At 69.9% G+C, this 14317-nt stretch carries 14 protein-coding genes and 1 tRNA gene; 8 read left to right on the forward strand and 7 right to left on the reverse strand.

The features are described 5' to 3' along the window. The 6 genes from E1264_RS15130 to E1264_RS15155 all read left to right on the forward strand — a co-directional run. The coding region (locus tag E1264_RS15130; RefSeq protein WP_132173840.1) for a bifunctional DNA primase/polymerase at positions 1–850 on the forward strand (850 nt) is incomplete at its 5' end. Beyond that, positions 847–2448 carry a hypothetical protein gene (locus tag E1264_RS15135; protein WP_132173842.1) on the forward strand — a complete coding sequence of 534 codons (1602 nt, stop codon included), beginning with the start codon at positions 847–849 and terminating at the stop codon, positions 2446–2448. The genes E1264_RS15130 and E1264_RS15135, both read left to right, overlap by 4 nt. 384 nt (positions 2449–2832) lie before the next feature. Next, complete coding sequence (locus tag E1264_RS15140) at positions 2833–3843, forward strand: bifunctional DNA primase/polymerase (protein WP_207935928.1); 1011 nt, start codon at positions 2833–2835, stop codon at positions 3841–3843. Then, positions 3840–5441 carry a hypothetical protein gene (locus E1264_RS15145; RefSeq protein WP_132173844.1) on the forward strand — a complete coding sequence of 534 codons (1602 nt, stop codon included), beginning with the start codon at positions 3840–3842 and terminating at the stop codon, positions 5439–5441. The genes E1264_RS15140 and E1264_RS15145 overlap by 4 nt, the downstream gene beginning before the upstream one ends. Positions 5442–5825: 384 nt before the next feature. Beyond that, entirely contained in the window at positions 5826–6167 is a 342-nt protein-coding gene (locus E1264_RS15150) for a helix-turn-helix domain-containing protein (RefSeq protein ID WP_132173846.1), read from the forward strand. A gap of 21 nt (positions 6168–6188) precedes the next feature. Then, positions 6189–7739, forward strand: coding sequence for a site-specific integrase (locus E1264_RS15155; protein ID WP_132173848.1), 1551 nt, complete (start codon positions 6189–6191; stop codon positions 7737–7739). 90 nt (positions 7740–7829) lie between these two features. On the opposite strand, the gene E1264_RS15160 is transcribed toward E1264_RS15155, so the two are convergent. The 7 genes from E1264_RS15160 to galU form a co-directional block, all read right to left on the reverse strand. After that, positions 7830–7903, reverse strand: a tRNA-Ala gene (locus E1264_RS15160). A 63-nt stretch (positions 7904–7966) separates the two neighbouring features. Beyond that, complete coding sequence (locus tag E1264_RS15165) at positions 7967–8497, reverse strand: hypothetical protein (RefSeq protein WP_132173850.1); 531 nt, start codon at positions 8495–8497, stop codon at positions 7967–7969. Between the two features lie 215 nt (positions 8498–8712). Next, the gene (locus E1264_RS15170; protein WP_132173886.1) at positions 8713–9333 is read right to left on the reverse strand and encodes a GNAT family protein; all 621 of its coding nucleotides are present in this window, start codon (positions 9331–9333) and stop codon (positions 8713–8715) included. A gap of 94 nt (positions 9334–9427) precedes the next feature. Beyond that, the gene (locus tag E1264_RS15175) at positions 9428–9895 is read right to left on the reverse strand and encodes a MogA/MoaB family molybdenum cofactor biosynthesis protein (RefSeq protein ID WP_243710945.1); all 468 of its coding nucleotides are present in this window, start codon (positions 9893–9895) and stop codon (positions 9428–9430) included. Positions 9896–9903: 8 nt separating this feature from the next. Further along, complete coding sequence (gene moaC, locus E1264_RS15180; RefSeq protein WP_132173852.1) at positions 9904–10374, reverse strand: cyclic pyranopterin monophosphate synthase MoaC; 471 nt, start codon at positions 10372–10374, stop codon at positions 9904–9906. A gap of 8 nt (positions 10375–10382) precedes the next feature. Continuing rightward, on the reverse strand, positions 10383–11588 hold the full coding sequence (gene glp, locus E1264_RS15185; protein WP_132173890.1) for a gephyrin-like molybdotransferase Glp: 1206 nt from the start codon (positions 11586–11588) through the stop codon (positions 10383–10385). Positions 11589–11654: 66 nt separating this feature from the next. Beyond that, positions 11655–12581 carry a UTP--glucose-1-phosphate uridylyltransferase GalU gene (galU, locus tag E1264_RS15190; RefSeq protein WP_132173854.1) on the reverse strand — a complete coding sequence of 309 codons (927 nt, stop codon included), beginning with the start codon at positions 12579–12581 and terminating at the stop codon, positions 11655–11657. Between the two features lie 33 nt (positions 12582–12614). Between galU and E1264_RS15195 the strand changes: the two genes are divergently transcribed. After that, complete coding sequence (locus E1264_RS15195) at positions 12615–13196, forward strand: 5-formyltetrahydrofolate cyclo-ligase (RefSeq protein WP_132173856.1); 582 nt, start codon at positions 12615–12617, stop codon at positions 13194–13196. Positions 13197–13300: 104 nt separating this feature from the next. Next, complete coding sequence (locus E1264_RS15200; protein WP_132173858.1) at positions 13301–14290, forward strand: NAD(P)-dependent oxidoreductase; 990 nt, start codon at positions 13301–13303, stop codon at positions 14288–14290. The last annotated feature ends 27 nt before the right edge of the window (positions 14291–14317 follow it).

A 14317-nucleotide genomic window follows, 5' to 3' on the forward strand; every position in this document is an offset into this window, starting at 1 on the left:
CTGGCACGTTTTCCCCGTTGCCCCCGGCGACAAGGAACCACCCCGTGGGATGCCGTGGAAGCGCACGGCCACCACCGACCCCGATGCCATTCGGGAGATGTGGGCCCGGCGCCCCTACAACATCGGGATCGCCTGCGGACCGTCCCGGCTGCTGGTGATCGATCTGGACGTGCCTAAGCCCGGCCAGCACCCGCCGCCCGAGTGGGCGGTGCCCGGCGTCAACGACGGGTCCGATGTGTTCGCGCTGGTGTGCGAACAGGCCGGGGAGCCGATGCCGCTGGAGACCTTCCAGGTCCGGACCCGGCGCGGCGGGTTTCACCTGTACTTCACCGTCCCGGACGGGATCCGGCTGACCAACACCTCTGATGACCGGGGGAACGGGTTGGGCTGGAAGGTCGACACCCGCGGCGACGGCGGATATGTCGTCGGCCCCGGATCGTTTGTGGACCTGCCGGACGGCACCGGCACCTATCAGCCGATCCACACGGTGGCCCCGGCGCCGCTGCCCGGTTGGCTGGCCGAACGGCTCCGACCGGTGCCGCTGCCGCCGCAACGCCCGGTCACGGTGCGGCTGGATCCCGGGCGCCGTGGCGCCTACCTGCACAAGGCGGTCAAGTCCAGCCTGGACGCGATCGCCGCCGCGCCTGAGGGCCGCCGCAACGCGACCCTGTACGGCGCCGCCGTCGCCCTCGGCCAGCTCGTGGCCGGGGGCGCCCTTGACCCCGACGACACCGAGCAACTGCTGACCGCTGCCGCCGTGCGCACCGGGCTGGCCGAGAGGCCCGCCCGCCGGACTATCCGGTCCGGGTTCCGCGCCGGTACCCAACGCCCGAGGAGCGTGCCCGCATGACCCAGGAGGGTGGACCAACCGCCGACCGCCCGAGCCTGCACGTCGGCTCTGGCCCCGAAACCATCCGCGTCCTCAAAACCGAACTCGCGCGCGGGACGCTGCCCGACACCTACGTCTCCGCCGGGTCCCTGGTGCACATGGAAACCATCTCCGGTGGCCAGACCAGCCCGGCCGCCGACGAAGACTCGCCGCTGCCGGTCACCGCCAGCCCGATCACCCCGGCCACCCTGGCCGGGCTGCTGGCCGAACACGCCTACGTCTACCGGCTCCGGTCCCGCAGGACCAGCAGCGGCGACACCGAAACCTACGAGGAGGAAGTCACCCCGCCCCGCGACATCCTGGCGTCGGTGCTGGCTGGTAAGACCTGGACCGGCCTGGCGCCATTGCGTGGCGTGATCGGCGCGCCGGTGCTCCGCCGCGACGGCACCCTGCTGCAACGCCCCGGGTACGACCCGGCCACCGGCCTGTACCTGGCCTCCAAGGTCGCGCTGCCGCCCGTCCCGGACCGGCCCACCGCCGAACAGGTCAACAACGCGCGTGACTTCGTGCTGAACCGGTTCCTGCGTGACTTCCCGTGGTCCAGCCCGGCCGATCGGGCGAACTACGTGGCGCTGTTGGTCACGCCGATCTTGCGGCACTTCACCCGGTCGCTGACGCCGTTCGCGTTGATCGATGCGACTATGCCCGCCTCCGGCAAGAGCATCCTGACCGGCGGGCCCGGCATGCTGTATGGGCAGCGCGTCATCCCGTGGGCCTACACCGAAGAGGAGCTGCGCAAGTCCATCACCGCTGTGCTGGCCGAACAGGTCGGGGTGGTGGTGTGGGACAACCTCGCTGAAGGAACCGTGATCGACTCGGCCACCCTGGCGTTGCTGGTCACCGCCGGGGTGTGGTCCGATCGCCAGCTGGGGGCGTCTCGCAACATCGCCACCGTCAACGACCGGCTGTGGATGGCCACTGGCAACAACCTTCAGGTCGGTGGGGACATGGCGTCGCGGACCGTGCGGGTGCACCTGGACCCCAACATGCCCCGGCCCGAGCAACGTGACCAGTCCCGGTTCGGGATCCCGCATCTGGACCAGTGGATCACCGTCCCGGCCAATCAGCTCAGGGTGTTGTGGCATCTGCTGGTGCTGGTGCTGGACTGGACGGGGAACGGGGCGCCGCGCGCCGACACGGTCTCGATGCGGCAGTTCACCCCGTGGGCGCAGGCGCTCGGGGGTTTCCTGGCCCACCACGGCATCGAGGGGTTCCTGGCCAATGCCGCCGACGTGCGCGGCATCGATGAGGACGAAACCCGGTGGCGGGCGTTCATGGCCTGCTGGCACGGCCTGCACGGCTCGCGACGCATGACCGCTGCCGAGCTGCGCAACTCCGGCGAACCCGACCGGATCGGGCTGGACGAAGACGACCGGTGGGAAGGGCAGTTCATCACCACCCACACCGGCCGCCTGCCCAACACGTTGTCCCTGGGCCGCCTGCTCACCGGCCAAACCGGCCGGTGGCGCGGCGACTACGTCATCCGGTCCGGCAAGCACGAGCGCGGCGACCGCTCCGTGTTCTGGGTCGAACACCACGACGGAGAGTCCCATGCGTGACCGGTCCCGGAACCCGCTGAAACATCTCCGCAACTCCGCAACTCCGCACACTCGCCGTCTACCAGCACAAACATCTGCGGAGATAGCCGAGATCGATGGTCGTCCATCTCCGCACCTCCGCACCCACTGCGGAGATGGACCCCCGATTGCGGAGATAAGCCGAGCCCCACCACTTCCATCTCCGCACGCATTGCCGCAGGTCACAGCCACAACTGCGGAGTTGCGGAGTTGCGGAGATGTTTCAGCCCCTCCCACACAGCGCAACGGCCGCCCCCACCTCCCGGGGGCGGCCGTTCCTCGTTCCCCCACGCTCAGACGGCCCCGGCGGACACACGACCAAGCACACCCGCCGGGGCGCCACCTCTGGAAGGAGGCAGCAACACCATGCCCACGTCCGGCCCCGAGTTGCACGCCGTTCAGCAGAACGGTGACGAGTTCAGGATCTACACCAAGGAAGAAGCCGCCGAGATCTTGCGCGTCAAGGTGAGTTGGCTGGAACGGCGCGCCGCGGCCCGCCAGATTCCGTTCACCATGCTTGGCGGCGCCTGGCACGTTTTCCCCGTTGCCCCCGGCGACAAGGAACCACCCCGTGGGATGCCGTGGAAGCGCACGGCCACCACCGACCCCGATGCCATTCGGGAGATGTGGGCCCGGCGCCCCTACAACATCGGGATCGCCTGCGGACCGTCCCGGCTGCTGGTGATCGATCTGGACGTGCCTAAGCCCGGCCAGCACCCGCCGCCCGAGTGGGCGGTGCCCGGCGTCAACGACGGGTCCGATGTGTTCGCGCTGGTGTGCGAACAGGCCGGGGAGCCGATGCCGCTGGAGACCTTCCAGGTCCGGACCCGGCGCGGCGGGTTTCACCTGTACTTCACCGTCCCGGACGGGATCCGGCTGACCAACACCTCTGATGACCGGGGGAACGGGTTGGGCTGGAAGGTCGACACCCGCGGCGACGGCGGATATGTCGTCGGCCCCGGATCGTTTGTGGACCTGCCGGACGGCACCGGCACCTATCAGCCGATCCACACGGTGGCCCCGGCGCCGCTGCCCGGTTGGCTGGCCGAACGGCTCCGACCGGTGCCGCTGCCGCCGCAACGCCCGGTCACGGTGCGGCTGGATCCCGGGCGCCGTGGCGCCTACCTGCACAAGGCGGTCAAGTCCAGCCTGGACGCGATCGCCGCCGCGCCTGAGGGCCGCCGCAACGCGACCCTGTACGGCGCCGCCGTCGCCCTCGGCCAGCTCGTGGCCGGGGGCGCCCTTGACCCCGACGACACCGAGCAACTGCTGACCGCTGCCGCCGTGCGCACCGGGCTGGCCGAGAGGCCCGCCCGCCGGACTATCCGGTCCGGGTTCCGCGCCGGTACCCAACGCCCGAGGAGCGTGCCCGCATGACCCAGGAGGGTGGACCAACCGCCGACCGCCCGAGCCTGCACGTCGGCTCTGGCCCCGAAACCATCCGCGTCCTCAAAACCGAACTCGCGCGCGGGACGCTGCCCGACACCTACGTCTCCGCCGGGTCCCTGGTGCACATGGAAACCATCTCCGGTGGCCAGACCAGCCCGGCCGCCGACGAAGACTCGCCGCTGCCGGTCACCGCCAGCCCGATCACCCCGGCCACCCTGGCCGGGCTGCTGGCCGAACACGCCTACGTCTACCGGCTCCGGTCCCGCAGGACCAGCAGCGGCGACACCGAAACCTACGAGGAGGAAGTCACCCCGCCCCGCGACATCCTGGCGTCGGTGCTGGCTGGTAAGACCTGGACCGGCCTGGCGCCATTGCGTGGCGTGATCGGCGCGCCGGTGCTCCGCCGCGACGGCACCCTGCTGCAACGCCCCGGGTACGACCCGGCCACCGGCCTGTACCTGGCCTCCAAGGTCGCGCTGCCGCCCGTCCCGGACCGGCCCACCGCCGAACAGGTCAACAACGCGCGTGACTTCGTGCTGAACCGGTTCCTGCGTGACTTCCCGTGGTCCAGCCCGGCCGATCGGGCGAACTACGTGGCGCTGTTGGTCACGCCGATCTTGCGGCACTTCACCCGGTCGCTGACGCCGTTCGCGTTGATCGATGCGACTATGCCCGCCTCCGGCAAGAGCATCCTGACCGGCGGGCCCGGCATGCTGTATGGGCAGCGCGTCATCCCGTGGGCCTACACCGAAGAGGAGCTGCGCAAGTCCATCACCGCTGTGCTGGCCGAACAGGTCGGGGTGGTGGTGTGGGACAACCTCGCTGAAGGAACCGTGATCGACTCGGCCACCCTGGCGTTGCTGGTCACCGCCGGGGTGTGGTCCGATCGCCAGCTGGGGGCGTCTCGCAACATCGCCACCGTCAACGACCGGCTGTGGATGGCCACTGGCAACAACCTTCAGGTCGGTGGGGACATGGCGTCGCGGACCGTGCGGGTGCACCTGGACCCCAACATGCCCCGGCCCGAGCAACGTGACCAGTCCCGGTTCGGGATCCCGCATCTGGACCAGTGGATCACCGTCCCGGCCAATCAGCTCAGGGTGTTGTGGCATCTGCTGGTGCTGGTGCTGGACTGGACGGGGAACGGGGCGCCGCGCGCCGACACGGTCTCGATGCGGCAGTTCACCCCGTGGGCGCAGGCGCTCGGGGGTTTCCTGGCCCACCACGGCATCGAGGGGTTCCTGGCCAATGCCGCCGACGTGCGCGGCATCGATGAGGACGAAACCCGGTGGCGGGCGTTCATGGCCTGCTGGCACAGCCTGCACGGCTCGCGACGCATGACCGCTGCCGAGCTGCGCAACTCCGGCGAACCCGACCGGATCGGGCTGGACGAAGACGACCGGTGGGAAGGGCAGTTCATCACCACCCACACCGGCCGCCTGCCCAACACGTTGTCCCTGGGCCGCCTGCTCACCGGCCAAACCGGCCGGTGGCGCGGCGACTACGTCATCCGGTCCGGCAAGCACGAGCGCGGCGACCGCTCCGTGTTCTGGGTCGAACACCACGACGGAGAGTCCCATGCGTGACCGGTCCCGGAACCCGCTGAAACATCTCCGCAACTCCGCAACTCCGCACACTCGCCGTCTACCAGCACAAACATCTGCGGAGATAGCCGAGATCGATGGTCGTCCATCTCCGCACCTCCGCACCCACTGCGGAGATGGACCCCCGATTGCGGAGATAAGCCGAGCCCCACCACTTCCATCTCCGCACGCATTGCCGCAGGTCACAGCCACAACTGCGGAGATGCGGAGATGCGGAGATGTTTCAGCCCCTCCCACACAGCGCAACGGCCGCCCCCACCTCCCGGGGGCGGCCGTTCCTCGTTCCCCCACGCTCAGACGGCCCCGGCGGACACACGACCAAGCACACCCGCCGGGGCGCCACCTCTGGAAGGAGGCAGCAACACCATGCCCACGTCCGGCCCCGAGTTGCACGCCGTTCAGCAGAACGGTGACGAGTTCAGGATCTACACCAAGGAAGAAGCCGCCGAGATCTTGCGCGTCAAGGTGAGTTGGCTGGAACGGCGCGCCGCGGCCCGCCAGATTCCGTTCACCATGCTTGGCGGCGCCTACCGGTTCACCGACGCTCACCTTGCCGAAATCGTGCGCCTGAACGAGCAAGGGGCACTGTCGTCGCCGGCCACACCCGCCGCCGCCCGCCGCCCGCGGCGACGCGTGCAACAGCCTGCCGCACGCACGGGCGGATTCGTGCCGTTGCGACCGCGTCCCACGGCCAGAAAAGCAAGCTGACCCCGAACGAAAGAAGGCACATTGGCGTACGCCGAAAACCGCGGCGGCTACTGGCGTGCCCGCTGGCGCGGACCTGACGGCATCTTGGAGTCGTCGCCAGCCAGTCTCCGTTTCAAGACCAAGACGGAAGCGGTGGATTACGGGCGCGATCAAGAGTCCGCCATCCGCAACAACACGTACGTCAGCCCTCGGGCTGGCCAGATCACGCTGCTGGAATGGGTCAACACCTGGTACCCCGGCTTGGACCTGGAACCTTCAACAATGGCCAACTACAAGTATTTGATCGAGGTACATCTTCTCCCAGAGTTCGGAGACCGTGAACTTAGGGAGTTCACTCTCGAAGAGGTCGAGAGCTGGGAGCGGCGGATCCGAGCGAATCCGGCCTACAAGCCACGAACCGCCAAGGACGCCCGGTCAATGCTCATCACCGTGCTGGAGGCCGCCGTCCCGAAGCATATCCAGACCAACCCGGCCATGCGCCAAAAGGGCCGCGGCAAGAAGGGCCAGCGCAGAATCCAGGAGGCCGAGCGTATGGAGAAGGTGTGGGCGACCCCGCTACAGGCACTGCTGCTCGCTGAGCGCTGCTCCATCCTTACGGGAGTGGATACCGACTTCGTCGCCACGTTGATGGCGGCTTACACCGGTGCCCGTTGGGGCGAAATGGTGGGTCTAGACCCCGACGAGGTCGAAGACGGAACCCTCGGCCTGAAGTGGAAGCTGTACGAGCTGAACGGCCGGTTCTACCGGGGGCGACCCAAGGACGGCTCCATCCGCGACGTAGACCTGCCGCCCTTCCTAGGCAAGTTGCTACGGCGACACCTAGCCGCAGACGGCGGACGCATTTGCAACTGCCGCCATCAGGAAGAACCCTGGTGTCCCGGTCGCCGTTATGTCTTCCTCGGTCCGGACGGCGGTCACTTTCGTCGCTCCAACTTCAGCGAGAGGGTCATGCGTCCGGCGGCCGATGGCTGGTACCCGGCCAGAAAAGGAAAGGATGCGCGACCGTCGATGCCCGTCCTCACCGACGTAAGCCGGGGTTGGCCGGGCCTTCCCCTGCCGCCGTGGCCCGCTGCGGTACCCGGCGATCCGTTCTCAGTGCCGACCGGCCGCGGACGACCCCGCCTAATCAGCGATGAGGAGATTGGGCGCTGTGACCATTGCGGTCGCAGCCATCGCCGCCGCGTCAATGGCACCTTGATTTGCCATCGGCTGGGCAAGGGGGCCGAGGAGTGCCCGGGTTCGGGGCAGCAACCCGCGGAGGACGTAGCCGTGGCGACCTGGCTGGCGTTGGTCCCTGGCCTGACACCGCACGGACTCCGGCACGGTCACCAGACCTGGCTGGAGGACGCAGACGTGCACTACTTCCTGATCTCTCAGCGGATGGGGCACGAGGTTCCAGGGATGCGCGGTACCTACGGGCATGTCACCTCGGCCATGCGGGAGAAGGCCGTCACCGCTCTGCAAGGCATGTGGGAAAAGTCGTTGCGGCAGCGTGCCGCGCTGGCGCCCCGCTCGGCGGTGAGGGTGCTGGACGACCTACTTCGGGAACTCCCGTCAACCTCTAGGGAGTGATCGCTCCCAAATCTGCTCCCAGAATCGGACATAACGCCGTCAGGGCCGCACTCCGTGCAAGGAATGCGGCCCTGACCTGTGTCTTCACGGTGGAGCTGAGGGGATTTGAACCCCTGACCCCCTCGATGCGAACGAGGTGCGCTACCGGACTGCGCTACAGCCCCGAGGACTCCGTAAGGTTAGCAAACTTCGGGGGGTGGTCGCGCACGGGTTATCCGGGGCAGGGGTCATTCGCCGACGGCGCGGCGGTCGTCGGCGTACTGGTCGAAGACCTCCTCGGGGGCCGGGAGTTCGATGACCTCGGCGGGTTCGGCGGCCTCGGCGGCGCGGCGGGCTTCGCGGGCCCTGGCGCGGGCCAGGGCGCGGGCCTCCGCGGCGGCGCGGCGGCGGGCGGTGTCCACCCCTACGGCGACGCGCAGGAGGGCCAGGTGGCCGGTCAGGAGGACGGCCGGCGGCGTGATGACCCACCAGGGGGCGACGCCGGACGCGACGACGGCCCCGGCGGTGATGACCAGGGCCGTGAGGCCGGAGGTGCGGCGGCGGCGCCGGGCGATCACGGTGGCGCGGGTCGTCCGGCGGCGGGGCCGGGGCTCCGGGGCCTCCTCCTCGGGCTCCTCTTCCTCTGCGGGGGTCTCGTCGGAGCGCTTGTGGAGGAGGCGGTTGAAGCCCGTCGTCTCGGTGTCGCGGCGCAGCCACATGGGTACGAGGACGATGCCCCACACGGCCACAATGGCGAGGTACAGGACCGCGCTGCTCATCGGCCCCACCGTCCCAGGGCACGCTCGACCGGCGGGCCGACTTTCGGCGCGCGAACGTGCATTGGGAGCAGGGTCACGTCCCGCACGGTACGAGGGGCTGTCAGAGGTTGACGAGCATAAGGGGCGGTGTGTCGCGAGATCGATCTCGCCGTTACTCTCCGTTTGCCGGGCCTTGTCGGACGCAGGATTCTTACGGAGAGAAAGTCATAGCGGACTCAAGTGTGCCGGGGAAATGCCTGTTTGCGCTCGGCGAGCCAGCGTGCGCGGAGGCCGCCGGGAACGTCCTCGACGGTCAGGGCGTAGCAGATGTGGTCGCGCCAGGCCCCGTCGATGTGCAGATGGCGGCGGCGAATTCCCTCTTCCCGGAATCCGAGTTTTTCGACGACGCGGCGGCTGGCCGTGTTCTCGGGACGGATATTGGCTTCGAGGCGGTGCAGGCCGACGGTGAAGAAGCAGTGGTCGACGGCGAGCGCCACGGCGGTCGGAATGATGCCGCGGCCGGCGACCTGCCGGTCGACCCAGTAGCCGACCTGGGCTGAGCGGGCCGAGCCCCAGACGATCGCGCCGATGGTGAGCTGCCCGACGAATTCGTCCTCGTGGGTGACGACCCAGGGGAGGGCGAGGCCCTGGCGGGCTTCGCGGCGCATGGTGTGGACCATGCTGATGTACGGCCCGAGTCCGCTGCGGAAAAGCGGCGTCTCCGGATTGGTGGGCTCCCAGGGGCGGAGCCAGTCGGCGTTGCGCACGCGCAACTCCCGCCAGACGGCGGCGTCGCGGTGCCTGAGCGGGCGCAGCCCGATGGATCCCTCCGTCAGGGTGACCGGCCATCCCCGCAAACGTTCCACGCTTCCATGATTCCCTGGTCGGACGTCTGGACGCCATCGATTGTCACCGAGAAATCGGGCACGCGGGACGTTCAGGCTCGGTTTGTCACATCCGAGGGTGGTCGCCGCCCTTGATCTGGTCGACGGCGTGGGCGAGGACGCGGCCGAGGACCGTCATGCCGTCGCGGACGCCGCCGGTCGAGCCCGGCAGGTTGACGATCAGCGTGCCGCCCGCGACGCCGGCGAGGCCGCGGGACAGGATCGCGGCGGGCACCATGTCGCGGCCCTCCAGCCGGACGGCCTCCGCGATGCCCCGAATCTCCCACTCGATGACCTGGCGGGTCATTTCGGGGGTCTGGTCGGTCGGGGTGAGGCCGGTGCCGCCGGACGTGACGACCACGTCGTATCCGGAGGCGACCGCGTCCCGCAGGACGTCCGCGACCGGCTCCCCGTCCGGGACGACGACCGGGCCGTCCACCTGGCAGCCGAGGTCCTCCAGCATGGCGACGAGCACGGGGCCCGATTTGTCCGCGTAGACGCCCGCCGCGGCCCGGTTGGACACGGTGACCGCCATCGCCCTGATCATCGCCGCCACGTCCCGGTCTTGCCGCCGGTCTTCTCCTCGACGCGGACGTCGGTGATCACCGCGGCCGGGTCGACGGCCTTGACCATGTCGACGAGGGCGAGCGCGGCGACGCTGACGGACGTCAGCGCCTCCATCTCCACGCCCGTCCGGTCGGCGGTGCGGGTGACGGCGGTGATCGCGACGCCGTCGTCCCGGATCTCCAGGTCGACGGTCACGCCGTGCAGGGCGATCGGATGGCAGAGGGGGAGGAGGTCGGGGACGCGTTTCGCGCCCATGATCCCAGCGATGCGGGCGACGGAGAGTGCGTCGCCCTTGGGAATGTCACCGGCGCGCAGGAGGGCGACGCACTCCTCTGATAGGCGGACGAAGCCTGTCGCCGTCGCCGTTCTGGACGAGACGTTCTTGGATGACACATCGACCATGCGGGCAGCGCCCGTGTCGTCCAGATGGGTGAATTCGGAGCCCATGGCACTCACTACGGCAACCTCATGACTTCCACGTGGGAACCGGCAGGAAGGGATTCGACGTCCTCCCCCAGTTCGATGAGCGCGTTCGCCGACGCGAGGGAGCCGAGCTGGTGCGAGCCTTGCGTGTGGGCGGCCGTGACGGTGTAGGAGCCACGGCTGAACGACAACAGACCCCGCAGATAATGGCGGAGCCCAGGCGGGGACTTCACGGCGTCGGTGAGGACGGCGCTCACGGTCGGCAGGGGGTCGGGCGCCAATCCCTGCATGGCGCGCAACGCGGGGCGCACGAAAACCTGGAACGAGACGTAGGCGCTTACGGGGTTCCCAGGGAGAGTGAATACGGGCACGCCTTCGAGAAGGCCGAACCCTTGAGGCTTGCCCGGACGCATGCGCACCTTGTGGAAACCCACCGTCCCGGTGCCGGCGAGTACTTCCTTGACCACGTCCCTAGTGCCCATGGAAACGCCGCCAGTGGTGACGATGGCATCGGCCCGGACGAGCTGGTCGTGGAACATCTCCAGCACTTTGGCGGACTCGTCCTCGACGGTCGCCTGCCGGTAGCCCACGCCGCCCGCCTCGACGACGGCTGCGGTGAGCATGTAGCTGTTGGACTCCCATATCTGGCCCGGTGCCAGCGGCTCGCCCGGTTCGCGGAGCTCGTCCCCGGTGGAGACGACGACGACGCGCGGCCGCGGCCGGACCGTCACCCGGGACCGGCCGACCGCGGCGATCATGCCGAGCTGCGGGGCGCCGAGCCGGGTGCCCGCGTCCACGACGACCTGACCTGCGGGGACGTCCTCGCCCGCGCGGCGGATGTAGTGGCCGGACGGCGCGGACCGCGAGATCCGGACGGTGGCGTTGCCGCCGTCGGTCCACTCGACCGGGATGACCGCGTCCGCGCCGGCGGGCAGCGGCGCGCCCGTCATGATCCGGGCGGTCAGGCCGGGGCGGAGGGCCGACACGCCGGTGTCACCGGCGACGATGTCCCCGACGACGGGCAGCACCGCCGGGTCGGCCTCGGTGGCCGCCGCGACATCGGCCGCGACGACGGCGTAACCGTCCATCGCGGAGTTGTCGAACGGCGGCAGCGGCACGGGCGCGGACACGGGCTCCGCGAGCACCGTGCCCTGCGCCTCCAGCAGCGCCAGGTCGAGCGGCGGCAGCACCGCGACGCTGCCGAGGATCTCCGCCAGATGTTCGTCGACCGTTCTCACGCTCACCGCCCCAATCTCATCCGCAGCGCCCCAGCCTCATGCACACCGCCCCGGTCCGGCCTCCTGTCACGCGTCGCCGGGTGCCTCTGCGGCGTCCTGGCGGCGGACGAACTCGCGCAGCCACGGCATGAACTCCGGCGCCAGATCAGGACGTTCCGAAGCGAACTGGACGACCGTGCACAGGTATTCGAGCTTGTTCCCGGTGTCGTAGCGGCGCCCGCGGAACTTGATCCCGTAGACGCCGCCGCCCTGCTCGGCGGGCATGTCGGCGAGGGTGCGCAGCGCGTCGGTGAGCTGGATCTCGCCGCCGCGGCCCGGCGGGGTCTTCTCCAGGACGTCGAACACCGCCGGGTCGCAGACGTAGCGGCCGATGATGATCCAGTTGCTGGGCGCCTCCTCGGCGGAGGGCTTCTCGACGAGGTCGGAGATCCGGACGACGTCGTCCTCGTCCGTCGCCTCGATGGCCGCGCAGCCGTAGGCGGAGACCTGGTCGGGCTCGACCTCCATCAGCGCGACCACGCTGCCGCCGTACTGCTGCCGCACCTCGATCATGCGCCGCAGCAGGTTGTCGCGGGCGTCGATCATGTCGTCGCCGAGCAGCACCGCGAACGGCTCGTTGCCGACGTGCTGGCGGGCGCAGTGCACCGCGTGCCCGAGCCCGCGCGGCTCGCCCTGCCGCACGTAGTGCATGATGGCCAGGTCGCTGGACTCGCGGACGGCCCCGAGCCGTTCGTCGTCGCCCTTGGCCCGCAGCGCCTCCTCCAGCTCGTACGCCCGGTCGAAATGGTCCTCGATGGATCGTTTGCTGCGTCCGGTGACCATCAGGACGTCGCTGAGGCCGGCGTCGACCGCCTCCTCGACGACGTACTGGATCGCCGGTTTGTCGACGATGGGCAGCATTTCCTTTGGAGTCGCCTTGGTGGCGGGCAAGAATCGGGTACCGAGGCCGGCCGCCGGGACGACCGCCTTGAGCACAGGTGCAGAGTCGGCCATGTAGAGACCCTAGCCATCCGTGAGGACAGCAGCGTGCACGACATAGCGTCAAAGACCGGCCTCCGGGCCGAACTGCTCGGCAGGCGTGCGGCGATGCCGCCCGAGGACCGCGCTGCGGCCGGACGGTCGATCCGCGACGCGCTGCTGTCGGTCCCGGAGATCGAGATGGCGGGGACGATCGCGGCCTACGTCTCGATCGGCACGGAGCCCGACACGCGGAGCCTGCTTTTCGCGCTGTGGAAGCGCGGCGCGTACGTGCTGCTCCCCCGGCTGCTGCCGGACGGCGACCTGGACTGGGCGTCCTACGAGGGGCCGGACTCGCTCGTCCCCGGGCCGCGCGGGATTCCGGAGCCGTCCGAGCCGCCGCGCGGGCCCGGCGCGGTGGCCAGCGCGGACGTGGTCCTGGCCCCGGCGGTCGCCGTCGACCGGACGGGCATGCGCCTCGGGCGCGGCGGCGGTTCCTACGACCGGGCGCTCGCGCGTGTCGGGCCCGCGATCTTGACCGTGGCGCTGCTGTACGACGCGGAGCTGGTGCCGAATCTGCCGTCGGAACCGCATGACCAGCACGTCCGCGCCGCCGTGACGCCGTCCGAGGGCCTGGTGCGCCTCGGCTGATCACCACGGGTTCCGCAGCGCCGCCAGGTCCGGAGCCCTGGCCCGAAGCCTCGTGGTCCGCGGCCTCGTAGGGTTGGGGGACGGAAGATCACGGGAGGTTCGAGATGGCGGCGCCGTGGCGGATCCTGTCCCTGCCCCCGATCGGGGAGGACGTCGTCCGGGGGCTGTTCGCGCCACTGGGCGACGCGGTCGAGATCACGTTTCCCCAGAGCAGAGACCGCCTCGGCCTGCTGGCCGCGCTCCCCGGCGCGGACATCGTGATCGGCGACTTCACCGGTCAGCTCGCGTTGGACGCCGGGGCCGTGGCCGCCGCGCCGCGGCTGGCGTTCGTCCAGATGCCCGCGGTGGGGACGGACAGTATCGACGTCGCCGCCTTGGCCGCCGCAGAGGTGCCCTTGGCGAACGCGGCGGGATTCAATGCGCGCAGTGTCGCCGAGTGGGCGGTGGGCGCGGCGTTCGCCCTCTGCCGCGACCTCGCCCGGGGCGACCGGGCCGTACGCGCGGGCGAGTGGCCGCAGATGGAGATGGCCGCGCGACAGCCGCGAGAGGTCCACACGCAGCGCATCGGCATCGTCGGCTTCGGCGCGATAGGCGCGGAGACGGCACGCCTGTTCGCGGCACTCGGCTGCACGGTGTCGTATTGGACGAGGCAGAAGCGTCCGGAGGCATTGGCCACGTACCGCGAGCTGGACGACCTGATGGCGACATCCGACATCGTCGTCCTCGCCTTGCCGCTGGCAGACGAGACCAGGGGCCTGATCGGTCCCGAACGCCTCGCCCTACTGCCGGACAACGCGCTCCTAGTGAACGTGGCGCGCGGGGGCATCGCACCTGACGACGCCGTACTCGACGCCCTGGAATCGGGACGGCTGGCGGGCGCCGCCCTGGACGTGTACGACGAGGAGCCGCTGGCGCCCACGCATCCGTTGCGTTCCCGCGAGGACGTCCTCCTGTCCCCGCACGCGGCCGGGACTTCCGTGCAGTCCCAGACGAACCTGGTGACGCTGGTGGTCGACAACGTGACCGCGGCCGTCCGGGGGCGGGACGTGCGGAACGTCGTCAACGGGGTAAATCCGCAGGTCAGGCGGCGATAGCCAGCCTTTGCGACATGCCGTCCATCA

It is taken from the genome of Actinomadura sp. KC216 (assembly GCF_004348535.1).
In the GTDB taxonomy this organism is placed as follows: Bacteria; Actinomycetota; Actinomycetes; order Streptosporangiales; family Streptosporangiaceae; genus Spirillospora.